The 22960-nt window shown below is 37.8% G+C and carries 24 protein-coding genes; 18 read left to right on the top strand and 6 right to left on the bottom strand.

Translation table 11 applies throughout. The annotated features are described in order from the left end of the window. Positions 1-115 precede the first annotated feature (115 nt). From ADM33_RS04520 to ADM33_RS04500, 5 genes are all read right to left on the bottom strand, one after another. Positions 116-331 carry a DUF4649 family protein gene (locus ADM33_RS04520; protein WP_049503352.1) on the bottom strand — a complete coding sequence of 72 codons (216 nt, stop codon included), beginning with the start codon at positions 329-331 and terminating at the stop codon, positions 116-118. Between the two features lie 7 nt (positions 332-338). Then, positions 339-686: a DUF1831 domain-containing protein gene (locus tag ADM33_RS04515; protein ID WP_049503351.1), complete on the bottom strand. Its 348-nt coding sequence runs from the start codon at positions 684-686 to the stop codon at positions 339-341. 4 nt (positions 687-690) lie between these two features. Beyond that, a complete protein-coding gene (locus ADM33_RS04510) occupies positions 691-1773 on the bottom strand; it encodes a cysteine desulfurase family protein (RefSeq protein WP_049503357.1) in 1083 nt (360 codons plus the stop codon). A gap of 63 nt (positions 1774-1836) precedes the next feature. After that, positions 1837-2781: a ribose-phosphate diphosphokinase gene (locus ADM33_RS04505; protein ID WP_049503350.1), complete on the bottom strand. Its 945-nt coding sequence runs from the start codon at positions 2779-2781 to the stop codon at positions 1837-1839. Positions 2782-2905: 124 nt separating this feature from the next. Then, positions 2906-3475, bottom strand: a complete 570-nt coding sequence (locus tag ADM33_RS04500) for a CYTH domain-containing protein (protein ID WP_049503349.1) — start codon at positions 3473-3475, stop codon at positions 2906-2908. A 134-nt stretch (positions 3476-3609) separates the two neighbouring features. On the opposite strand from ADM33_RS04500, the gene ADM33_RS04495 reads away from it, so the two are divergent. The 18 genes from ADM33_RS04495 (at position 3610) to ADM33_RS04410 (ending at position 21736) form a co-directional block, all read left to right on the top strand. Next, entirely contained in the window at positions 3610-4281 is a 672-nt protein-coding gene (locus tag ADM33_RS04495; protein WP_000627444.1) for a GTP pyrophosphokinase, read from the top strand. Next, a complete protein-coding gene (locus ADM33_RS04490) occupies positions 4265-5083 on the top strand; it encodes an NAD kinase (RefSeq protein ID WP_049503348.1) in 819 nt (272 codons plus the stop codon). The genes ADM33_RS04495 and ADM33_RS04490 overlap by 17 nt, the downstream gene beginning before the upstream one ends. Beyond that, positions 5080-5979: an RluA family pseudouridine synthase gene (locus ADM33_RS04485; RefSeq protein ID WP_049503347.1), complete on the top strand. Its 900-nt coding sequence runs from the start codon at positions 5080-5082 to the stop codon at positions 5977-5979. The genes ADM33_RS04490 and ADM33_RS04485 overlap by 4 nt, the downstream gene beginning before the upstream one ends. Positions 5980-5994: 15 nt before the next feature. Further along, positions 5995-6969 carry a phosphate acetyltransferase gene (pta, locus tag ADM33_RS04480; RefSeq protein ID WP_049503346.1) on the top strand — a complete coding sequence of 325 codons (975 nt, stop codon included), beginning with the start codon at positions 5995-5997 and terminating at the stop codon, positions 6967-6969. A gap of 252 nt (positions 6970-7221) precedes the next feature. Next, entirely contained in the window at positions 7222-7914 is a 693-nt protein-coding gene (locus ADM33_RS04475) for a YjjG family noncanonical pyrimidine nucleotidase (protein ID WP_049503345.1), read from the top strand. Positions 7915-8325: 411 nt separating this feature from the next. Then, positions 8326-9294, top strand: coding sequence for a hypothetical protein (locus ADM33_RS04470; RefSeq protein ID WP_049503356.1), 969 nt, complete (start codon positions 8326-8328; stop codon positions 9292-9294). 175 nt (positions 9295-9469) lie between these two features. Next, on the top strand, positions 9470-10381 hold the full coding sequence (locus tag ADM33_RS11715) for a hypothetical protein (protein ID WP_049503344.1): 912 nt from the start codon (positions 9470-9472) through the stop codon (positions 10379-10381). A gap of 120 nt (positions 10382-10501) precedes the next feature. Further along, positions 10502-11257 carry a DUF4336 domain-containing protein gene (locus ADM33_RS04460; RefSeq protein WP_049503355.1) on the top strand — a complete coding sequence of 252 codons (756 nt, stop codon included), beginning with the start codon at positions 10502-10504 and terminating at the stop codon, positions 11255-11257. Between the two features lie 11 nt (positions 11258-11268). Further along, entirely contained in the window at positions 11269-11922 is a 654-nt protein-coding gene (locus ADM33_RS04455) for a uracil-DNA glycosylase (RefSeq protein WP_049503343.1), read from the top strand. A gap of 9 nt (positions 11923-11931) precedes the next feature. Then, positions 11932-12396: an NUDIX hydrolase gene (locus tag ADM33_RS04450; RefSeq protein ID WP_049503342.1), complete on the top strand. Its 465-nt coding sequence runs from the start codon at positions 11932-11934 to the stop codon at positions 12394-12396. Positions 12397-12408: 12 nt separating this feature from the next. Continuing rightward, complete coding sequence (locus ADM33_RS04445) at positions 12409-13680, top strand: dihydroorotase (protein ID WP_049503341.1); 1272 nt, start codon at positions 12409-12411, stop codon at positions 13678-13680. Between the two features lie 10 nt (positions 13681-13690). Beyond that, complete coding sequence (locus ADM33_RS04440) at positions 13691-13960, top strand: hypothetical protein (protein ID WP_049503340.1); 270 nt, start codon at positions 13691-13693, stop codon at positions 13958-13960. 2 nt (positions 13961-13962) lie between these two features. Beyond that, positions 13963-15303 (top strand): MATE family efflux transporter, encoded by a 1341-nt coding sequence (locus tag ADM33_RS04435; protein ID WP_049503339.1) that lies wholly within the window; start codon positions 13963-13965, stop codon positions 15301-15303. 178 nt (positions 15304-15481) lie between these two features. Further along, positions 15482-16450, top strand: coding sequence for a thiamine pyrophosphate-dependent dehydrogenase E1 component subunit alpha (locus ADM33_RS04430; RefSeq protein WP_000105346.1), 969 nt, complete (start codon positions 15482-15484; stop codon positions 16448-16450). Positions 16451-16467: 17 nt separating this feature from the next. Continuing rightward, entirely contained in the window at positions 16468-17460 is a 993-nt protein-coding gene (locus ADM33_RS04425) for an alpha-ketoacid dehydrogenase subunit beta (protein WP_049503338.1), read from the top strand. A gap of 441 nt (positions 17461-17901) precedes the next feature. Then, a complete protein-coding gene (locus tag ADM33_RS04420; RefSeq protein ID WP_049503337.1) occupies positions 17902-18945 on the top strand; it encodes a dihydrolipoamide acetyltransferase in 1044 nt (347 codons plus the stop codon). Between the two features lie 39 nt (positions 18946-18984). After that, entirely contained in the window at positions 18985-20688 is a 1704-nt protein-coding gene (gene lpdA / locus ADM33_RS04415) for a dihydrolipoyl dehydrogenase (RefSeq protein ID WP_049503336.1), read from the top strand. 58 nt (positions 20689-20746) lie between these two features. After that, positions 20747-21736 carry a lipoate--protein ligase gene (locus ADM33_RS04410; RefSeq protein ID WP_049503335.1) on the top strand — a complete coding sequence of 330 codons (990 nt, stop codon included), beginning with the start codon at positions 20747-20749 and terminating at the stop codon, positions 21734-21736. Between the two features lie 72 nt (positions 21737-21808). Here the strand turns inward: ADM33_RS04410 and xerS are convergent, their stop codons facing one another. Further along, positions 21809-22879 carry a tyrosine recombinase XerS gene (xerS, locus tag ADM33_RS04405; RefSeq protein WP_049503334.1) on the bottom strand — a complete coding sequence of 357 codons (1071 nt, stop codon included), beginning with the start codon at positions 22877-22879 and terminating at the stop codon, positions 21809-21811. Positions 22880-22960: the final 81 nt, after the last annotated feature.

The raw sequence follows: 22960 nt of genomic DNA, 5'->3' as shown, positions 1-22960 counted from the left end.
GTTGCTTTTGGAATAGCAGACTGTTTTTCTTTCACAAAATCACAACCTTTCTAAATACTATTTTATAGAAAGATTGTGAAAAAATCAACAAAAACAAGAAAAAACTAAGAAAATCTTAGTTTATCTTTGTAAAATCATAGTGATATAGAAAATGATAGAGATTTCCTAGAAGTCCTTGATAGATTTCTTCTCCCTTATAGGTAAGAGAAGTAATGACGGTCGTATCTGGAAGAGTCACACATCCTGAAAGTGACAGCATGAGTGCTTCGTAATCTTCGTATTCTAAGACACGTTCGACTTGATAGGTGTCCTTGTAAGTTAATCGAAACATAGGCCACCTATCTTTCACTTTTAGTGAAGACACCACGCTCAACAAGACTGTCCATCAAGAAGTAGAATTTCTCTTGGTGGATATGAGTTTCTTCTGACTTAAAGATATCAACCAAACGTAGACCAAATTTATCAGTGATGTTGATTTTTGCACCAGTTAAGTCTTTGTTGATGATAATCTTAAGTTGGAAACCTTCCCCACTATTTGGAACCTTCTCAAGAAGGCGTGTTAGTTCATAGTTACCAACCTTTGTTTCAAAAAAAGTGTTATCTTTTAGAGTAAACTTTTTGATAGTTGGACTGATTGTGTAATCGTAACGGCAATTTTTGAGACTAATAGTTTTTTCGAATGCCATTGAGTTATCCTCCAATGATTTCTTTTAGAGTTTGTGCGAGGGTGATCATTTCTTGCTCTGTGTTTTGAGGTGAAATGCTGACGCGAACGGATTCGTGTAAGCGAGGAGAGTCTTCTCCGTAGAAAGCCTGAAGAACATGACTAACCTGAACGACACCTGCAGTACAAGCAGAACCAGTTGAAATAGAAATCCCTTCAAGATCCAGACGAAGGAGTAGTAGATCATTTCGTTGACCTGGAAATCCGATATTAAGGACATAAGGTAGCTGGTCTTTTCCTTGATTGAGGTAATAGTCTGTCTCAGCCATTTCCTTTAAGAAGGTGTCTTTTAGTTGTTGAACCTTTTCAAAGTTTTGTGCTTGGTTTTCAAGATCATCCTTTAGAGCTGCTACCATTCCTACAATGGCAGGAAGATTTTCTGTTCCTGCTCTTTTTTTCTGCTCTTGATCACCACCATGAAGGTAGGAATCAAAATCTGTAGATGCAGCATAGAGAAAACCAACTCCTTTTGGACCATAAAATTTATGGGCAGAAGCGCTGAGAAAATCAATTCCCAATTTTTCGGGAAGAATTGGGAATTTACCAATTGCCTGAACTGCATCGACATGATAGACGGCTGGATGATTTTTTAGAACCTCACCAATTTCAGCAATAGGTAATAGTGTACCAGTTTCATTGTTGGCAAACATAGTAGAAACAAGAATGGTATCTTCACGCAGTGCATTTTTGACTTGGTCTGCAGTGATTTCTTGATGTTCAGGCTGTAAAATAGTCACTTCAAAACCGAAATTTTCAACCAAGTATTTGATGGGTTCTAGAACAGCATGGTGCTCAATCGCAGTAGTGATAATGTGCTTTCCACGATTTTGATGGCGAAGGCAGTAGCCGATGATAGCAGTATTATTGCTTTCAGTACCACTAGTGGTAAAGAATATATGTTGTGGCTTTGTTCCTAGTAAACTTGCTAGTTCTTGACGAGCTTCTCGTAAAAGTTTACCTGCTTGGCGCCCATGTCCATGAATACTAGAAGGGTTGCCATAAGTTTCTTGCATGACTTGAGTCATTGCTGAGATAGCTACTGAAGACATCGGAGTCGTTGCAGCATTATCCAAATAAATATTATCCAAATAAATCAAAAACTCACCTAATTTCTATTTAAATAGTGGACTAACTGGTTTTCTTTCATGAATACGAACCATGGCATCACCAATCAATTCGCTAGCAGTGATGTATTGTACGTTTTTAGGTTTTCTACTTTCTGTCACAACAGAATCTGTAACCAAGATCTCCTTGATATTTGTTGCATCTAATAACTCTGCAGCTCCATTAACGAATAGTCCATGACTTGAAACCGCATAGATTTCAGTTGCGCCGTCACGTTCTAAGATTTTAGCAGCTTCAGAGAAGGTACGGCCAGTGTTCAGAATGTCATCGATCAAGATTGCCTTTTTACCTTCGACATCTCCGATAATATAACCTTGACTGCGTTCAGAATCATCTTGCGCATAATCAATGATAGCAATCGGAGCATCTAGGTATTCTGCAAGACTACGCGCACGTTTTACACCAGAGTTTTTAGGACTGACAACAACCACATCTGAACCAGTCAAACCTTTATCGCAGTAGTGTTTGGCAAAAAGCGGGATTGTGTAGAGGTTATCTACAGGAATGTCAAAGAATCCTTGAACCTGAACGGCATGGAGGTCAAGAGTCAATACACGACTAACTCCAGCTTTCACCAACATATTTGCAACCAGTTTTGCAGTAAGTGGTTCGCGTGAAGAAGCGATACGATCTTGGCGAGCGTAGCCGAAGTATGGAAGTACAACGTTAATAGTATTAGCACTAGCGCGAACACAAGCATCAACCATAATCAAGAGTTCCATCAAGTGGTTATTTACTGGATAACTAGTTGATTGGATGATATAAACATCATATCCACGAACACTTTCTTCGATGTTAACTTGGATTTCACCATCTGAAAATTGGCGTGAAGATACTTTTCCAAGTGGAACACCTGCAGCATCTGCGATTCTTTGAGCAATTTCCTGGTTGGAAGATAGTGCGAAAAGTTTCATGTTTTTTGTATCTGACATCGATAAACCGTCCTCTTTAAACTAAGTGAACCGCTGTAGTGAAACACTTTTAGTGATAAATGCTCTCTACAACAGATTCTATTATTTTTCATCCCTTTTATTTTATCAAAAAAAGAAGATTATTTCAGTATTTTTTCATATTTTCTATAAAACGAACCAATTTTGAAGGAGCTTTTTTGTAATGGATTTCATTGGCTTGTAAAAATTCTTGGAAATCAAGACTACCTTGCTTACCATCTTCTACTTCTAATTCAAGCTCATAGTCAACAATATCAAAGTATTGGCTTTGATCAAGAGCCATGAGGCCGATAGGAGTTTGCTTTTCGTAGCGAACAGTAGTTAGGCAACCTAAAACTACCCAGCCACTGGTTGAAAGTCCACGGCTAGTCAATTCGTCAAGAATCATTCCTTGTGGAAGTTTACATTCTTTAAGACAATGGTTTGCTTCCTCAAGACTGAGATCTTGATTGTACTCCATATTTCCAACTTTTTGTGGGATTTTTATGGTCAATTCAGCACTATTTTCAAAAGTACGAATGCGCATAGCGATTTTATGTTGGCGAAGGTAAAAATCAGGCGTGTCTAGGTAGTAATTTCTTTGTGTAATAGGTGTGACTCCTGAAAAGTGCTCCTGCAATCTTTGATATTCAACCTTGTTTAGAAGTGTTTTCATTTCAATTTCTAAATGTTTCATTTTTTTTACTTTTTCCTTATCTTTGAAAGCGATTGTATGGTATAATAAGCATTGTATTTATTGTATAAGATTTTTCCTCGAAAATCAAAAACTAGATAAATCGAAGTTTATAGAGGATTGGATAAAAAAGATATATGATTACAGAATGGGAAGAATTTTTAGATCCTTACATTCAGGCTGTTGGAGAGCTGAAGATAAAACTCCGAGGTATTCGAAAACAATACCGCAAACAAAATAAACATTCTCCAATTGAGTTTGTAACTGGTCGAGTCAAACCGATTGAAAGTATTAAAGAAAAAATGGCTCGTCGAGGAATTGGGTATGATACGCTGGAACAGGACTTGCAAGATATTGCAGGTTTACGTGTCATGGTTCAATTTGTAGATGACGTGAGCGAAGTTGTTGCTATTCTTCGTAAGAGGCAAGACATGAGAGTTGTCCAAGAACGTGACTACATCACTCATCGAAAGGCTTCAGGCTACCGTTCATACCATTTGATTATTGAGTATACTGTTGACACAATCAATGGGGCAAGAACGATTTTAGTGGAGATTCAGATTCGTACCTTGGCGATGAATTTCTGGGCTACCATCGAGCATTCTCTCAATTATAAATATCAAGGCGATTTTCCAGAAGAAATTAAGAAACGTTTGGAAATTACAGCAAGGATATCCCACCAATTGGATGAAGAAATGAGCAAAATTCGTGATGATATCCAAGAAGCACAGGCACTCTTTGATCCACTGCATAGAAAGTTAAATGACGGGGTAGGTAATAGTGACGATACCGATGAAGAATACAGGTAAACGAATTGATCTAATTGCTAACCGCAAACCTCAAAGTCAAAGAGTCTTATACGAATTAAGAGATCGACTTAAGAAAAATAACTTTATATTAAACGACAAAAATCCAGATATTGTGATTTCAATTGGTGGAGATGGTATGCTCTTGTCTGCCTTTCACAAGTATGAAGACCAGCTGGATAAGGTTCGATTTGTGGGAGTTCACACAGGTCATTTAGGCTTTTATACGGACTATCGTGATTTCGAACTGGATCAATTGGTTACTAATTTACAGTTGGATACTGGAGCTCGAGTATCATATCCGATTTTAAATGTAAAGATTTTTCTGGAAAATGGTGAAGTGAAGATTTTCCGTGCCTTGAACGAAGCTAGTATTCGTAGAACTGATCGAACCATGGTAGTAGATGTTGTTATCAATCATGTACCGTTTGAACGCTTCCGAGGGGATGGTTTGACCATCTCAACTCCGACTGGAAGTACAGCCTATAATAAATCTCTTGGTGGTGCTGTTTTACATCCTACCATTGAGGCCCTTCAATTGACAGAAATTGCGAGTCTCAATAATCGTGTCTTCAGAACTTTAGGTTCTTCTATCATTGTGCCTAAAAAGGATAAGATAGAATTGATACCAACTCGTAATGACTATCATACGATCTCGGTTGATAATAGTATTTATTCTTATCGTAATATTGAAAGAATAGAATACCAAATAGATCATCACAAGATCCACTTTGTCGCGACTCCAAGACATACCAGTTTTTGGAATCGTGTCAAGGATGCCTTTATTGGTGAGGTGGATGAATGAGGTTTGAATTTATTGCTGACGAACATGTCAAGGTAAAGACCTTTTTAAAAAAACACGAAGTCTCGAAAGGTTTACTTGCCAAAATCAAGTTTCGAGGTGGGGATATTCGCGTAAACGGTCATCCACAAAATGCAACCTATCTCTTAGATATTGGGGATGTGGTTGTCATCGACATTCCTCCTGAGGAAGGTTTTGAGACACTGGAAGCAATTGATTATCCACTGGATATTCTGTTTGAAGATGATCATTTCTTAATCCTAAACAAACCCTTTGGTGTGGCCTCGATTCCTAGTGTCAATCATTCCAATACCATCGCTAATTTTATCAAGGGCTACTATGTGAAACAGAACTATGAAAATCAGCAGGTTCACATTGTAACCAGACTAGATCGCGATACTTCGGGTCTCATGCTTTTTGCTAAACATGGTTATGCTCATGCTAGACTAGACAAGCAGTTGCAAAAGAAAGCCATTGAAAAGCGCTATTTTGCACTCGTTAAAGGAGATGGGGTTCTGGAACCTCAAGGTGAAATTATTGCCCCGATTGCCCGTGATGAAGATTCAATCATCACTAGACGAGTGGCAAAAGGTGGTAAGTATGCCCATACTTCCTATCGAATAGTGCAGTCTTATGGCAATATTCATCTAGTTGATATTCGACTACATACGGGAAGGACACACCAGATTCGTGTTCATTTCTCCCATATCGGTTTCCCTTTGTTTGGCGATGACCTCTATGGTGGTAGTCTTGAACATGGCATAGAGCGCCAAGCTCTGCATTGCCATTACTTATCGTTTTATCATCCTTTTCTTGAAGAGCAGTTGGAGATGGAAAGTCCACTGCCGGATGATTTTAACACTCTTATAACTCAGTTATCAAATAATAATTTATCTTAAAAGGAGTCAAAACTCATGGAAATTTTTGAAAGTTTAAAAGCCAACCTAGTTGGTAAAAATGCACGTATTGTCTTGCCAGAAGGTGAAGAACCACGTATCCTTCAAGCTACAAAACGCATCGTAAAAGAAACAGAAGTTATCCCTGTCCTACTAGGAAATCCTGATAAAATTAAAATCTATCTTGAAATCGAAGGAATCATGGATGGTTATGAAGTCATCGACCCAGCCCACTACCCTCAATTTGAAGACATGGTAGCATCACTTGTAGAACGTCGTAAAGGGAAAATGACTGAAGAAGAGGCTCACGAAATCTTGGTTAAAGACGTGAACTATTTTGGTGTCATGTTGGTATACATGGGCTTGGTAGATGGAATGGTTTCAGGAGCTATTCACTCTACTGCGGCAACTGTTCGTCCAGCCCTTCAAATCATTAAAACACGTCCAAATGTTAGTCGTACTTCAGGTGCCTTCCTTATGGTTCGTGGCACTGAGCGTTACCTATTTGGTGACTGTGCCATCAATATCAATCCTGATGCTGAAGCTTTGGCAGAAATTGCGATTAACTCTGCTATCACAGCTAAGATGTTCGGTATCGAACCAAAAATTGCGATGCTAAGCTATTCAACTAAAGGTTCTGGTTTTGGTGAAAACGTAGATAAAGTTGTTGAAGCAACTAAGATTGCTCATGATCTTCGTCCTGATCTTGAAATTGATGGGGAATTGCAATTTGATGCTGCCTTCGTTCCAGAAACAGCTGCTCTTAAAGCACCAGGAAGCAAGGTTGCTGGACAAGCAAATGTCTTTATCTTCCCAGGTATTGAAGCAGGGAATATTGGGTACAAGATGGCAGAACGTCTCGGTGGATTTGCAGCGGTTGGTCCAGTATTGCAAGGTTTGAACAAACCAGTTAATGACCTTTCTCGTGGATGTAATTCAGACGACGTCTTCAAACTTACTCTTATCACAGCAGCCCAAGCTGTACACCAATAAAATAAAAGATAGCTCCTTTTCTGTTAAAGGAGCTTTTCAAGTAGGAAGAATTCAAACTGGTTATTAAAAGGTGATAGGAATATCGGCTTTTGTTAATACTCGGTGAAGTTTATAGATCAAACCTATAGATACCCAAAGACCTAGTTGGAACCATAGTCAATACTGCCAGTTCTATAGAAATTAGCTCCTGCAATCTTTTGAATGACTATTTATTTTTTTACTCACTTAATGTTCAGAAAGGAGCATTTAGATTTGAAATATAAGTATTTACTCTTCGACCTCGACCACACCTTACTTGATTTTGATGCTGCAGAAGACATTGCCTTATCGCAACTCCTAAAAGAAGAAGGAGTAGTGGATATCCAAGCTTACAAAGATTATTATGTACCAATGAACAAGGCTCTTTGGAAGGATTTGGAACAGAAAAAAATTACAAAGGCTGAGTTAATTAACACACGTTTTGCAAAATTGTTTGCTCACTTTGGCATTGAAAAAGATGGGGCTTACTTAGCAGAGCGCTACCAGTTTTTCCTATCAAAACAGGGACAGACTTTCCCAGGTGTGAAAGATTTATTAAAAAATTTGATAAAACAAGGCTATGAGCTCTATGCTGCGACAAATGGAATTACCCTTATTCAAACAGGTCGTTTGGAACAATCTGGTATTGCGCCATTTTTCAAGGAAATCTTCATTTCAGAGAAACTCCATACCCAAAAACCAGATGCTGAATTTTATGAAAAAATTGGAGCACGTATCCCTAATTTTGATAAAAATCAGACCCTTATGATTGGTGATTCTTTGTCAGCTGATATTCAAGGTGGAAATAATGCTGGCATCGATACCATCTGGTACAATCCTCATCATCTGGAAAATAAGAGCTTAGCCCAGCCAACTTATGAAGTCGACTCTTATCAGGCTCTGCTTGATTGCTTGGGGCTCCTTTAACAATCACAAAATATAAAAAATTCTAGAAAACCTGGAGCATGGAGTGCAAGAAATTTAGGTATTTTTTGAAAACGTTTTATTTTTTTGATATAATAAATCATGCTAGGATATAATGACAAGAATATTGTGATTGTCATCTACCGTTAAGTTGTATCTGGATATCAAATTGGTAGTACAGTTAATCAAGCAGGTATTGAAAAAGAAGCATCTAAACTAGTCAATAAATTATCTATTCATCTGTTTGAACGTCTTAAATTGGTATAAAAAGCTATATAGGGGCAAATCAGTATGATATTGAAAAGTAATAAAAGAACCATAAATTTCATGTTGATGTTAATAAGTGCTTGTTGCTGCCTTATTTTTCTAAGTGCCTGTCAGTCAAATAAGGTAAATTCGGTAGATGATTATAAAATGGCTATCTGGGATAGCGATAAAATAGCTGTCTTTGATGATTATGATTTAAATGAGTTCAAGGATAATATATCTAGAAAAGAAAAATATATCTATTGGGCAGAAAGTTTTTCGGAAGCAGGATCCTACTCAACTGCAAAAACAAAAGATACCTCAGGCCTAAAAAGATATGTATCTAGAATTAATAAGGAAAATTTAAGTGAAACGTTTAAATTAGCAGAGGGAAATGATGCATACGCATCTATAACAGATGGGGATTATTTATATGCAACTGCTGTCTTTACAGATAGAATTGAATTTTATAAATATGATAATAATTTAGAGGTTGTCACTAATGTTACCGTGAAAAATGATGGTCAGCTAAATGCCAGTCAACAGTTTGTTATTGTAGATAATTATTTATACTTACTTGTAACCACATTGGATTTATCTACTCAAATTACTAATGTAGAAATTTGGAAAATGGATAAAGAGTTTAACATCGTAGAAAAATATAATCTTGACGAAACATCAGCATATATGAGAATGGTTAATGTAGATGATGTCTTGTATATTGTGGAAGCACTTAGTGGGCATAATTCTGATGGGGAATATAAGTCAGGAAATAAATTATTGGTTTTTGATTTAAAAAGTCAGAGTAAGAATTATATCGATATTCCTGAAAAGTATCCAACAAATATTCACTATGATGCTAAAAATAACCAATTGATTATAGAGAATGAGGGATTATATAATGGCGAATTTTCCTTTACTACAGTCAATCTAGATAATTTAGAAAAAGATATTATTCATGTGGAAGGCTTTAGTACAGAGCAATATATTGCACCATATTTTACATTTAAAGACAACATCTATTATTTTTTATTTAATGATTCTCTGGTTAAATATGATATTGTTGATAAGAAACAAACAGTTATCAGTTTAGAAAATTATAAGATAAAAGATGCACATTATTTGATTGTTAAATAGTTTATTTATTGGGTGAAAGTCAAATAATAGAAATTTAATCTTTTAGATGTGCTTAAGTATAGTTATAGTAATCTCTCCTTATCTCTGGCTAAGGGGAGATTTAATCTAGTTTGTTGTCAGCATAACTTTACAAAATATTTAGAACTGTTTAAAAGTAGATAGGAGTCTCGAAATTATGGGAACATGGGATGCAACGATTTTTGGAAATGACACCTCCTTAGATATTAAAGAAGAATTCTTCGAGAGATACAATCAAGGAGAAGATGCAAATACAATTAAAAATGACTTGACGTCGGATTTATACGATGACGATATGTATGATGTCTTGTTCGCCTTAGCACACTGTTTATGGGAAGTTGGGCAATTAGATGACGAATTCTTGCTTGAAATTAAAGAAATCATTCTCAACAAAGAGGATTTAGAACTTGCCCAAGAATTGGGTGCAGATAGTGAATTTTTAGAACAAAGAAGTGAAAATCTAGAAAAGTTTTTAGAAAAAATTAGTGTAAAAAAAGAAAATCCCAAAAAGAGAATTGCTCCGCCTGTTCCTGTAGAAAGCAAATATAGGAACGGTGCTGTGATCGTCTTTCAGTATGAAGATGGCATGTACGGTGCTTTGATAGCAGTAGATGGAGCTTTCTTTGATAAGGAAACCTATTATGCTTATCTGCAGACTGATATTAAAATGCCCAGAAAACCCACTATGGAAGATGTGCGATCAGCACGAATTCTCGATCCAAGTTTTCATAGTGCAGAATACAATTCATTTCGTGACTCTAAGTATTACTACTCTTTTGTAAATTGTATTTCAGGTTATTTAAAAAGTACAGCCACTAAAAAATTTGAAAAATACAATGATAGTGTTTTTGAAATTATAGGCTATCTTTCAGATTGGGGGAGTTGCTGTAGCGCGGCTTCTAGAGGATTTGATTACTATAAACAAAAATCAAGTGATGATTTTAAGATAAGCGTTGTAAAGGAATTGAATAAAAGATTTGATGAAAAACTTAATACTCGAACAAAATTGATTATTAATGAAATCGACAAAGAATTTATCCTTTCTAATACGAGAAAAGGTGTTGAATAAAGGCTCTTTAGTATAAATTCTGTATAAAACTTCTCAAATCTCAATAGATACTTTTAAAAGTGGTTTAGATAGCCACTTTTTGCTATAATAGAGGCAGTATTAACGAAGGAGTAGTAAATGATGTCTAGGCCAACTCTTTCTCTTTATGAACCGTTGTATTCACTAAAGGAAGTTGATCAAAATATCTGGATAGTAGACGGTGATTTGATACAAATGGATATGAAGGTCTTCAAACTTCCTTTTCAGACACGTATGACGGTGATTAAGTTAAATGATGGCAAACTTTGGATTCATTCTCCTATTGCGCCAAATGAGAAACTTTTTACTGAACTGGATGCTTTGGGCAAAGTCGCTTACCTGATTTCACCAAATAAGATTCACTACGCCTATATTGCAGATTGGAAACAAAGATATCCTCATGCGCAAGCATTGTCTAGTCCAGGAGTAGAAGAGAGAGCGAAAAGTCAGAAAGTCTGGGTTGTATTTGATGCTCCCTTAACAGATAAGGCTCCTGACTTATGGTCTGATGAGATTGATCAACTCATTTTTAAGGGAAGTTCAGTCATTGAAGAGGTGGTGTTTTTTCATAAATCAACAAAAACACTAATTGTAACAGATCTCATAGAGAACTTTGAACCGGAAAAGATAGCTAGTCCAATCCGAAGAAAATTCTATCGTTTAGCTCGTGTAACATCCCCTGATGGTCAAACTCCTATCGATTATCGGATGACTTTTTTAGGAAGACAAAGGGAAGCAAAGGTTTCCTTTTCCCGTATGTTAAACTGGAAACCGGATAAAATCATACTTGCACATGGTTTATGCTTTTTTAAAAATGGTACGGATGAATTAAGACGTGCTTTTAGATGGATACTATAAAGGAGAGAAAGATGCAACACTCATCTTGGCATGCTTTGATTAAAGAGCAATTACCTGAGGGTTATTTTGGGAAAATCAATCACTTTATGGAGCAGGTTTATGCTCAAGGAACTGTATATCCTCCTAAAGAAAAGGTTTTTCAGGCTCTTATAACAACTCCTCTGGAAGAGGTTAAGGTAGTGATTCTAGGCCAAGATCCCTATCATGGGCCTGGTCAAGCTCAGGGCTTGAGTTTTTCAGTTCCAGATTCTATTCCAGCACCTCCTTCTTTGCAAAATATCTTGAAAGAACTTGCAGATGATATTGGAGTTAAGAATTCACATGATTTGACTACTTGGGCCGAGCAGGGTGTCTTGCTTCTCAATGCTTGCTTGACGGTTCCTGCTGGTCAAGCAAATGGTCATGCTGGGAAGATATGGGAATCTTTTACAGATGCTGTGATCAAGGTTGTCAATAATATTGATAGACCCGTAGTTTTTGTACTTTGGGGTGCTTATGCACGTAAGAAGAAGTCCTTGGTTACAAATCCTCAGCACTTGATTATCGAATCAGCCCACCCGAGTCCTCTTTCTGTTTACAAAGGATTTTGGGGGTCAAAACCATTTTCAAAAGCAAATGCATTCTTAAAAGAAAGTGGACAAGAGCCAATTGATTGGCTTAGATAAGGAGAGAATATGCCTCAGTTAGCGACAATTTGCTACATTGATAACGGAAAAGAACTGCTCATGCTTCATCGCAATAAAAAGCCTAATGATGTCCATGAAGGGAAATGGATCGGTGTAGGTGGAAAGTTAGAACGGGGGGAAACTCCACAAGAATGTGCTGCTCGTGAAATTCTTGAAGAAACTGGTCTAAAAGCAAAACCAGTATTAAAAGGAGTTATCACCTTTCCAGAGTTTACACCAGACCTTGACTGGTACACCTATGTATTTAAAGTAACTGATTTTGAAGGTGAGTTGATTGACTGTAATGAAGGAACCTTAGAATGGGTTCCTTACGATGAGGTTTTAAGTAAGCCGACCTGGGAAGGGGACCATACCTTTGTAGAGTGGCTTTTAGAAGATAAACCATTCTTTTCAGCTAAATTTGTCTATGATGGTAATAAATTATTGGATACCCAAGTGGATTTCTACGAATAAAGGAGTAAAGCGATGTTAGTAATCAAAAACGGCCGTGTAATGGATCCTAAGTCTGGTTTGGATCAAGTCAGTGATATTTTAGTTGAAAATGGAAAAATTGTTAAAATCGCTCCTCGAATCGATGTTGAGGGAGTTCAAGTAATAGATGCTACTGGTCTTGTAGTTGCGCCTGGATTGGTGGATATCCATGTTCATTTCCGTGAACCTGGTCAAACTCATAAAGAAGACATTCATACAGGAGCACTAGCAGCAGCTGCAGGTGGATTTACAACTGTCGTTATGATGGCTAATACTAATCCAACTATCTCAGATGTTGAGACTTTGCAGGAAGTTCTTCAATCTGCGGCAAAAGAAAAGATCAACGTTAAATCTGTAGCAACAATTACCAAGAACTTTAATGGCCAAGATTTGACAGACTTTAAGTCGCTTTTAGAAGCTGGAGCTGTTGGATTTTCTGATGATGGGATTCCACTTGAAAGCAGTAAAGTTGTCAAGGAAGCCATGGAAGAAGCGAAAAAACTAAATACTTTTATTAGTCTTCATGAAGAAGATCCTGGCTTAAATGGTACGCTTGGTTTTAACGAAAATATCGCAAAAGAACATTTCCATATCTGCGGTGCAACAGGAGTTGCAGAGTACGCTATGATTGCTCGTGATGTCATGATTGCCTATGCAACCAAGGCTCATGTTCATATCCAGCATTTGTCTAAAGAAGAAAGTGTCAAAGTTGTTGAGTTTGCTCAAAATATGGGAGCAAATGTAACTGCAGAAGTAGCTCCACAGCATTTTTCTAAGACTGAAACGCTTCTATTGACTAAAGGAAGTAACGCTAAGATGAATCCTCCTCTTCGTTTGGAATCAGACCGTCGCGCCGTCATTGAAGGTTTAAAATCTGGAGTCATTTCTGTCATTGCTACTGACCACGCGCCTCACCATGCTGACGAAAAAAATGTTGAGGATATTACCAAAGCTCCATCAGGTATGACAGGTTTGGAAACTTCTTTGTCACTAGGTTTAACCTATCTGGTGGAAACTGGCGAGTTGAGTTTAATGCAATTGCTAGAAAAAATGACCTATAATCCAGCAAAACTGTATAATTTTGAAGCAGGTTATCTAACTGAAAATAGGCCAGCTGATATTACGATTTTTGATGATAAAGCTGACCGAATCGTTGACACACATTTTGCTTCTAAAGCAGCTAATTCACCATTCATTGGTGAACAATTAAAAGGGCAGGTCAAATTTACTATCTGTAAGGGACAAATCGTTTATCAAGCAGATTAGGAGCTTGAGGATGAATTATTTTCGTAAACTTAGAAATCGTAAACGAAATGCTTGCCATGGAGTATTTTGTCCAGCAGCTAACCGTGCTAAAATTCAGTATGAAACCAAGGAAAAAGCTGATCACGCCGTAGACTATGATAATGGTGGCTTGGTTAGAAGCTATTATTGCGCCTCATGTAATTGCTGGCACACGACATCAAAAACTAGTAATCCACCTTTGAGCTTGAGAAAATACGGCTTAAAGCTTTTTGGCTTGGATGCAAAGGAGCAGAAAGAGTAGGTATGCATTCAACAGAAACTATTAAAGACAAAATCATCTTATTTTTAAAAATTTTCTTTCCTATTTTAATTTATCAATTCGCTAATTATTCCGCATCTTTTGTCGATACCACGATGACGGGCCAATATAATACTCTCGATCTAGCGGGTGTTTCAATTGCAACTAGTTTATGGAATCCTTTCTTTACTTTTTTAACTGGAATCGTCTCAGCCTTGGTCCCTATTATTGGTCACCATTTGGGACAAGGAAAAAAGAAAGAAGTTTCTTCGGATTTTTATCAATTTCTTTATTTGGCTTTAGCCTTATCTATCGTACTTTTTGGCTTGGTTTTCTTTTTAGCACCAATTGTGTTACAATTCATGGGACTGGAAGTGGCTGTATCCAGCGTTGCCAAACGTTATCTGTGGCTCTTAGCCATCGGTATTATTCCTCTCTTACTTTTTAGTGTTATTCGTTCGCTACTTGATACACTAGGACTGACAAAATTGTCTATGTATCTCATGCTTCTTTTACTTCCTTTAAATAGTGGATTTAACTATTTACTAATATACGGAGCTTTTGGTTTTCCTGAGTTAGGAGGTGCAGGAGCAGGTCTGGGAACTTCCCTTGCGTACTGGGCTTTGTTGCTGATTTCGGTTTTGGTCTTGTTAAAGCATAAAAAGCTCAAGGAATATCAACTCCAAAGACCTATGCCCCTACAAATCAAAAAAATCAAGGAAGCTATTTATCTTGGTCTGCCAATTGGTGGAACTGTATTTGCAGAAGTTGCTATTTTTTCAGCTGTTGGCTTGATTATGGCGAAGTTTTCATCATTGATAATAGCTAGTCATCAGTCTGCCATGAACTTTTCATCTCTCATGTACGCCTTTCCAATGAGCATTTCAACAGCGATGGCTATTGTTGTTTCTTATGAAGTTGGTGCTAAACGTCTAGAGGATGCTAAACAGTATATCCATATTGGTCGTTTAACAGCTATGGTGTTTGCTGTTTTAACACTTAGTTTTCTATACATCTATCGTGAAAATGTAGCCAGACTATATGGTCAAGATCCAGAATTTATCCAACTAACAGCTTCTTTTATGACCTATAGCTTATTTTTCCAGTTAGCTGATACATTTGCGGCACCTTTACAAGGTATTTTAAGAGGTTACAAGGATACGATTGTTCCTTTTTGTCTTGGTCTTCTCGGATACTGGGGTGTTGGGATTCCGCTTGGCTTATATCTTGATTATTCGACTAGTTTAGGTGCGTATTCCTATTGGATTGCTCTTATCATTAGTTTAATGGTAAGTGGAATTCTTTATCAATGGCGTTTACAAGTTATTATGAAAAGATTCAAATAATTTGTTGAAAAACGATGAAAAAAAGCTTGTGAAATTTGTATTTTATATAAAGAAAAGTCTTGATTTTACTGACTTTTCTTTTTTTATATTGTGAAAAATTGCAAGCATATTTTTTGACACTAATTAACCTATAAAGTAAAATAGAACTATAAGAATTTAAACTTAGAAAGGCAAGATTATGTCAACTTTAGATAAAAATCTTTTGCTTGAGATGTTCCGTAAGATGGAAGAAATTCGTCGAATGGACTTAAAAATTGCTCAATTAGTAAAAAAAGGAAAAGTGCCCGGTATGACGCACTTTTCTGTTGGTGAGGAAGCTGCTAACGTCGGGGCTATGTTAGCTCTAAACGCAGATGATCTGATCACTTCAAATCACCGTGGTCACGGTCAAGCTATTGCTAAAGGTATTGACCTTAATGGCATGATGGCTGAAATCCTAGGTAAGTATACCGGAACTTGTAAAGGTAAAGGTGGATCAATGCACATCGCCGACCTTGATGCAGGTAACCTTGGTGCCAACGGTATTGTAGGTGGTGGTATGGGAATCGCAGTAGGTGCTGCCCTTACTCAACAAATGAAAAACACTGGTAAAATCGTTGTCTGCTTCTTTGGTGACGGTGCAACAAACGAAGGTGTCTTCCACGAAGCGGTGAATATGGCGTCAATCTGGAATCTCCCAGTAATTTTCTACTGTATCAATAATGGTTACGGAATTTCAGCAGATATTAAGAAAATGACCAATGTTCAACATATCCATGAACGTAGCGCAGCTTACGGTATTCCTGGTATGTTTATCGAAGATGGTAACAATGTAATCGATGTCTATGAAGGATTTAAGAAAGCAGTTGACCATGTTCGTTCTGGTAAAGGTCCTGTCTTGATTGAGAGTGTAACCTACCGTTGGCTTGGTCACTCATCTTCAGACCCAGGTAAATATCGTACACGTGAAGAAGTAGAAGAGTGGAAACAAAAAGATCCAATCGAAAATCTTCGCAAGTACCTTGTTGAGAACAAGATTGCAAGTGCAGAGGAACTTGAAGAAATTCAAGCACAAGTTAAGGAAGCAGTGGAAGCATCTGTTAAATTTGCAGAAGAAAGTCCATTCCCTCCACTAGAATCAGCATTTGAAGATATATACGCAGACTAAGGAGAAGTAGAGAAAATATGGAAACTAAATTAATGTCTTTCCGCGATACCATTATCCTTGCAATGTCTGAGGAAATGCGTCGCGACGAAAATGTGCTTTTGATGGGTGAAGATGTCGGAGTTTTCGGTGGAGACTTTGGTACATCTGTAGGTATGCTTGAGGAATTTGGACCAGAACGTGTACGTGACTGTCCTATTTCAGAAGCTGCTATTTCTGGTGCAGCTGCTGGTGCAGCTATGACTGGTCTTCGTCCAATCGTTGATATGACCTTCATGGACTTTTCTGTAATTGCCATGGATGCTATCGTTAACCAAGCAGCAAAAACTCGTTATATGTTTGGTGGAAAAGGTCAAGTACCAATGACAATCCGCTGTGCAGCTGGTAATGGTGTAGGTTCTGCAGCACAACACTCACAATCATTAGAAACATGGTTTACGCATATCCCAGGATTGAAAGTAGTAGCTCCAGGTACACCAGCTGATATGAAGGGACTTCTCAAGTCTTCTATTCGCGATAACAACCCTGTTATCATTCTTGAATACAAATCTGAATTTAACCAAAAAGGTGAAGTTCCTGTTGATCCAGACTATACTATCCCACTTGGTGTCGGAGAAATCAAACGCGAAGGTACTGATGTAACAGTAGTAACATACGGTAAAATGCTTCGTCGTGTCATGCAAGCAGCTGAAGAATTGGCTGAGGAAGGCATTTCAGTAGAAGTAGTAGACCCACGTACTTTGGTTCCACTTGATAAAGACATCATCATTAACTCAGTTAAGAAAACTGGAAAAGTGGTTCTTGTCAATGACGCTCATAAGACAAGTGGATTTATCGGAGAAATCTCAGCTATTATCTCAGAATCAGAAGCATTTGATTATTTAGATGCACCTATTCGCCGTTGTGCAGGTGAAGATGTACCAATGCCTTATGCACAAAATCTAGAAAATGCAATGATTCCGACAGTTGAAAGCATCAAAGATGCCATTCGTAAAACTCACAACAAACAATAATACATAACATAAATTATGTAATATGCATTAGTATTTTATCTTTCGTTTTAAATTGATAAAAAGCGACAAGGAACGAATCGAATCGTTATCATTCGATGAGTGACTTAGTAAGACTACTAGGTTGATCGCTTGATAGCTACAACAGTTGTAACTTGAGATATATTTTGTATCCAAGTTGATTGTATAGTTGCGACAGTTTTTTGACGAATCGATAATATTTGGCAAAAAACTTAGTAAGTCTACTAGGTTGGCCGCTCGATAGCGGCAACCGTAGCAACTTGAGACACGTTCCGTGTCCAAGTTGCTTGTAGAGTTGAACTCGGGCTAAAGTCTGGGTGAAAAAGATAAACTTTCCTAGAAACTAAAGTTTCTTCGTCAAGTTTCCTATTTTCACTGAGACTTTTGACGCCCTTAGTATCTTATAATAGAATAGGAGAGGTCATGGCTGATGATAAGCTAAGAGCGACTCCTGCAGCTAGAAAATTAGCAGATGATTTAGGGATCAATCTCTACGACATTTCTGGCTCAGGCGCAAACGGTCGTGTCCACAAAGAAGACGTGGAAACATTTAAAGACACTAATGTGGTTCGCATTTCACCACTCGCAAAACGAATTGCACTAGAGCATAATATTGCTTGGCAAGAAATTCAAGGAACTGGTCACCGTGGTAAGATTATGAAGAAGGATGTTTTAGCCTTTCTTCCTGAAAATATCGAAAACGATACCATTAAATCACCTGCTCAAATTGAGAAAGTGGAAGAAGTTCCAGATAACGTAACACCTTATGGAGAAATCGAACGTATCCCGATGACTCCTATGCGTAAGGTTATTGCACAACGTATGGTTGAATCATATTTAACTGCACCAACCTTTACGCTTAACTACGATGTAGATATGTCTGAAATGCTTGCCCTTCGTAAGAAAGTTCTTGATCCGATTATGGAAGCAACAGGTAAGAAAATCACTGTTACAGATTTGCTTTCACTTGCGGTTGTTAAGACACTTATGAAACACCCATACATCAATGCTTCATTGACAGAAGATGGTAAGACAATTATCACCCACAACTACGTCAACCTTGCGATGGCTGTTGGTATGGATAATGGTCTTATGACTCCAGTCGTCTACAACGCTGAAAAGATGAGCTTGTCTGAGTTGGTAGTTGCATTCAAAGATGTCATCGGACGTACTTTGGATGGTAAACTAGCTCCTAGCGAATTGCAAAATTCAACCTTCACAATCAGTAACTTGGGGATGTTTGGTGTTCAATCATTTGGTCCTATCATCAATCAACCAAACTCAGCAATTCTCGGGGTTAGCTCAACAGTTGAGAAACCAGTTGTAGTTAATGGTGAAATCGTGATTCGTCCAATTATGAGTCTTGGATTGACAATTGACCACCGTGTCGTAGATGGTATGGCTGGTGCTAAGTTTATGAAAGACTTGAAAGCTTTAATTGAAAACCCAATCTCAATGTTGGTTTAAAGTATTTATTATTAGAAATATATATAAAGGAAGTAAGATATGGCCTTAGAAGTAATTATGCCAAAAGCCGGCGTGGATATGACAGAAGGACAAATCGTCCAATGGAATAAAAAAGTCGGAGAATTTGTAAAAGAAGGAGAAATCCTTTTGGAAATCATGACTGACAAAGTCAGCATGGAATTGGAAGCAGAAGAAGACGGTTACTTGATCGCTATCCTGAAAGGGGACGGCGAGACTGTTCCTGTTACTGAAGTTATCGGTTATCTTGGTGAAGAAGGGGAAAATATCCCAACAGCTGGAGCAGCTGCACCAGAAGCTAGCCCAGCACCTGCAACAAGTGCTTCAAACGATGACGGTAAGAGCGATGATGCTTATGATATCGTTGTTATTGGTGGTGGACCTGCTGGTTATGTATCTGCTATTAAAGCAGCTCAATTAGGTGGTAAGGTTGCTCTTGTTGAGAAATCTGAACTTGGTGGAACTTGCTTAAACCGTGGATGTATCCCAACTAAAACTTACCTTCACAACGCTGAAATTATCGAGAATATTGGTCATGCAGCAAATCGTGGTATCGTAATTGAAAATCCTAATTTCACAGTTGATATGGAGAAACTTTTAGAAACAAAATCTAAAGTTGTCAATACCCTTGTAGGTGGTGTTGCAGGACTTCTTCGTAGTTATGGAGTTGATGTTCATAAGGGTATCGGTACTATTACTAAAGATAAGAATGTCTTGGTAAATGGTTCTGAATTGCTTGAAACTAAGAAGATCATCCTTGCTGGTGGTTCAAAAGTAAGCAAAATCAACGTTCCCGGTATGGAATCATCACTTGTTATGACTAGTGACGATATCCTTGAAATGAATGAAGTACCAGAAAGCCTCGTTATCATTGGTGGTGGAGTTGTCGGTATCGAACTCGGACAAGCCTTCATGACATTTGGTTCAAAAGTTACTGTTATCGAAATGATGGATCGCATTGTTCCAGCAATGGATGCGGAAGTCTCTAAGAACCTTCGCTTGATTCTTGAACGCAAAGGTATGACTATCTTGACAGGTACTAAACTGCAAGAAATCATTGAAGAAGATGGCAAACTTCGTATCAAGGTTGAAGGAAAAGATGATATCATCGCAAATAAAGCCCTTCTTTCAATCGGTCGTGTTCCAGATCTTGAAGGAATCGGAGATGTTGAATTTGAATTAGACCGTGGCCGTATTAAGGTTAACGAATACATGGAAACTTCTGTTCCAGGTATCTATGCACCAGGTGATATCAACGGTACTAAGATGTTGGCTCACGCTGCCTTCCGTATGGGTGAAGTTGCGGCTGAAAATGCGCTTAAAGGAAACCACGCTGTTGCCAAATTGAACTTGACTCCTGCAGCTATTTATACACTTCCTGAAGTAGCAGCTGTTGGTTTGACTGAAGAACAAGCTCGTGAAAAATACGATGTTCAAATTGGTAAATTTAACTTTGCAGCAAACGGACGTGCCATTGCATCAGATGCTGCTCAAGGATTTGTTAAAGTCATTGCAGACAAGAAATATGGTGAAATCCTTGGTGTTCATATCATTGGTCCAGCAGCAGCTGAATTGATCAACGAAGCGTCAAGTATCATTGAAATGGAAATTACTGTTGAAGAAATGCTTAAGACTATCCACGGACACCCAACTTACTCTGAAGTAATGTACGAAGCCTTTGCGGATGTTCTTGGAATGGCCATCCATTCACCTAAGAAAAAATAAAAATAGATAGACTAGACTGGAATTATTTTCCAGTCTCTATCGTATTAGAAGGTAACTTATGAAATACATTATCAATCATTCAAATGACACTGCCTTTAATATTGCTTTAGAGGAATATGCTTTTAAACACCTTTTGGACGAGGATCAAATCTTCCTTCTTTGGATCAACAAACCATCTATCATTGTAGGACGTCACCAAAATACTATCGAAGAAATTAACCGTGACTATGTTCGTGAACACGGAATTGAAGTAGTACGTCGTATCAGTGGTGGTGGGGCTGTTTACCATGATTTGAACAACCTCAACTATACAATCATTTCAAAAGAAGATGAAAACAAGGCCTTTGACTTCAAGAGCTTCTCTACTCCAGTTATTAACACTTTGGCGGAACTTGGTGTTAAAGCTGAATTTACAGGCCGCAATGACCTTGAGATTGACGGTAAGAAATTCTGTGGAAATGCACAAGCTTATATCAATGGACGCATCATGCACCATGGTTGTCTTCTCTTTGACGTGGATTTGTCAGTCCTAGCTAACGCACTTAAGGTTTCTAAAGATAAGTTCGAATCAAAAGGTGTTAAATCAGTTCGCGCACGAGTAACCAATATCGTAGACGAATTGCCAGAAAAAATTACTGTAGAAGAATTCCGTGACTTACTTTTGGAATACATGAAAAAAGAATACCCTGAAATGACAGAGTACGTTTTTTCTGAGGAAGAATTGGCTGAAATCAATCGAATCAAAGAAACTAAGTTTGGAACTTGGGACTGGAACTACGGTAAATCACCTGAATACAATGTCCGTCGTGGAACTAAATTCCCAAGTGGTAAGGTTGAAATCTTCGCAAACGTCATTGAATCAAAAATTCAAGATATCAAGATTTACGGTGACTTTTTCGGTATCGAAGATGTTGCAGCAGTAGAAAATGTTCTTCGTGGTGTCAAATACGAACGTGAAGATGTCCTCAAAGCCCTTCAAACCATTAACCTAGGTCGTTACTTCGCAGGAATCACTGCAGAAGAAATTGCTGAGGCAGTTGTAGAATAAAATAAAAAGAAGTTGGTTAGTCCAACTTCTTTTTTTAGAATTATAATTACATAATTTATATTATGTTAAAAATTATAAACTATCCAAGGCATTCTTTTGCTCATCATTAACGATATGTGTATACAAGTCGGTAACTTGTGTGCTTGCATGTCCCAGCTGGTGGCTGACCAAAACCTGTGACTTGGTAGCATCATAGAGACGCGTTGCTAGTGTGTGACGCAGTTTATGGGGAGTTACCCGAACTTTGAAGTCTTGCGAATACTTAGCTACCATTTTTTCAACACTTGAAGCATCAATCCGGTTTGGAACACCTCTATACAAGGTTAGAAAGAGGGCTGTATCAGTCTTTTCTGTCTTGTAACGTTTGTCTCGAATTGCAAGATATTGCTCCAGATAAGGCTTCGCAAAGGCGGCTACATTGACCGAGTCGCGTTTCCCACCCTTACGAGTAACATCAATCACCATCATTTTGAGGTTGAGATCACGAAGGTCCAGGTTAACCGCCTCAGAGAGACGGACACCAGAGGCAAGAAGCAGTGCAATGATGGCTAAATCTCGCTCTTTATTCTTATTAAAAGAGGATAGGGCTCGATTTGAGAGAGTTTTGGGGTATTCCTCATCGATATAATTCAAAAATCCCTCTGTTTCATCCCCTAAAAAGAGCTTTTGCTTGATATTTTCGGCTCGAGCAGCCAAAGTTGCTTTCTTTTTCTTAGTAGCAACTTTCTTCATAACATTGCGGTAGAAATAAGGTTCTCCTTGCTCATTTTCAACCTCTTCAGTCAAATACTTATAAAGACTAGAAAGTGCTGATAAAGTCCGGTTGATGGTTGTTTGGGAGACACCATTCTTTGTCGTATTAGCATTGAGTAAAGGACGTTCACGTAAGTAAAGAATAAAAGATTCCATGTCTTTCTTTGTCATATTCTCAAGTACATCTAAAGGTATATTTGCCATGGTGTCAGCATTCGATATACCAGATTCTAAAACCCAGCTGAAAAATCGATCGTATTCCTTTAAATATTCGTACAAGGTCGTAAAACTATAGGGAACAGCCAGTTTCGATTGGTAGTATTCCAGAACATACCAGGGCATGACTTGTTTGAGTTTATCAATACGTTCTAATAAGATCTCGCGTTTCATGTTTTTCTCCAAATATTTCTATACTAGTAGTATAGCATAGTTAGATATATTTTTCAAGAAAATTATAGTTTTTCGGAAAGA

Source organism: Streptococcus oralis (assembly GCF_001075875.1).
GTDB classification, from domain to species: domain Bacteria; phylum Bacillota; class Bacilli; order Lactobacillales; family Streptococcaceae; genus Streptococcus; species Streptococcus oralis_I.
The sequence above is the reverse complement of the archived record's forward strand: the minus strand, read 5'-3'. Positions and strand labels throughout refer to the sequence as shown.

Bases quoted from the DNA above. Each gene is read 5' to 3' on its own strand.
- ADM33_RS04445 (WP_049503341.1), top strand. From the start codon at position 12,409: ATGTTAGTAATCAAAAACGGCCGTGTAATGGATCCTAAGTCTGGTTTG.
- ADM33_RS04460 (WP_049503355.1), top strand. From the start codon at position 10,502: ATGTCTAGGCCAACTCTTTCTCTTTATGAACCGTTGTATTCACTAAAG.
- ADM33_RS04425 (WP_049503338.1), top strand. From the start codon at position 16,468: ATGGAAACTAAATTAATGTCTTTCCGCGATACCATTATCCTTGCAATG.
- xerS (WP_049503334.1), bottom strand. From the start codon at position 22,879: ATGAAACGCGAGATCTTATTAGAACGTATTGATAAACTCAAACAAGTC.
- ADM33_RS11715 (WP_049503344.1), top strand. From the start codon at position 9,470: ATGGGAACATGGGATGCAACGATTTTTGGAAATGACACCTCCTTAGAT.
- ADM33_RS04515 (WP_049503351.1), bottom strand. From the start codon at position 686: ATGGCATTCGAAAAAACTATTAGTCTCAAAAATTGCCGTTACGATTAC.
- lpdA (WP_049503336.1), top strand. From the start codon at position 18,985: ATGGCCTTAGAAGTAATTATGCCAAAAGCCGGCGTGGATATGACAGAA.
- ADM33_RS04490 (WP_049503348.1), top strand. From the start codon at position 4,265: ATGAAGAATACAGGTAAACGAATTGATCTAATTGCTAACCGCAAACCT.
- ADM33_RS04410 (WP_049503335.1), top strand. From the start codon at position 20,747: ATGAAATACATTATCAATCATTCAAATGACACTGCCTTTAATATTGCT.
- ADM33_RS04500 (WP_049503349.1), bottom strand. From the start codon at position 3,475: ATGAAACATTTAGAAATTGAAATGAAAACACTTCTAAACAAGGTTGAA.
- ADM33_RS04520 (WP_049503352.1), bottom strand. From the start codon at position 331: ATGTTTCGATTAACTTACAAGGACACCTATCAAGTCGAACGTGTCTTA.
- ADM33_RS04420 (WP_049503337.1), top strand. From the start codon at position 17,902: ATGGCTGATGATAAGCTAAGAGCGACTCCTGCAGCTAGAAAATTAGCA.
- ADM33_RS04505 (WP_049503350.1), bottom strand. From the start codon at position 2,781: ATGTCAGATACAAAAAACATGAAACTTTTCGCACTATCTTCCAACCAG.
- ADM33_RS04440 (WP_049503340.1), top strand. From the start codon at position 13,691: ATGAATTATTTTCGTAAACTTAGAAATCGTAAACGAAATGCTTGCCAT.
- ADM33_RS04450 (WP_049503342.1), top strand. From the start codon at position 11,932: ATGCCTCAGTTAGCGACAATTTGCTACATTGATAACGGAAAAGAACTG.
- ADM33_RS04495 (WP_000627444.1), top strand. From the start codon at position 3,610: ATGATTACAGAATGGGAAGAATTTTTAGATCCTTACATTCAGGCTGTT.
- ADM33_RS04485 (WP_049503347.1), top strand. From the start codon at position 5,080: ATGAGGTTTGAATTTATTGCTGACGAACATGTCAAGGTAAAGACCTTT.
- ADM33_RS04455 (WP_049503343.1), top strand. From the start codon at position 11,269: ATGCAACACTCATCTTGGCATGCTTTGATTAAAGAGCAATTACCTGAG.
- ADM33_RS04470 (WP_049503356.1), top strand. From the start codon at position 8,326: ATGGCTATCTGGGATAGCGATAAAATAGCTGTCTTTGATGATTATGAT.
- ADM33_RS04435 (WP_049503339.1), top strand. From the start codon at position 13,963: ATGCATTCAACAGAAACTATTAAAGACAAAATCATCTTATTTTTAAAA.
- ADM33_RS04430 (WP_000105346.1), top strand. From the start codon at position 15,482: ATGTCAACTTTAGATAAAAATCTTTTGCTTGAGATGTTCCGTAAGATG.
- pta (WP_049503346.1), top strand. From the start codon at position 5,995: ATGGAAATTTTTGAAAGTTTAAAAGCCAACCTAGTTGGTAAAAATGCA.
- ADM33_RS04510 (WP_049503357.1), bottom strand. From the start codon at position 1,773: ATGTCTTCAGTAGCTATCTCAGCAATGACTCAAGTCATGCAAGAAACT.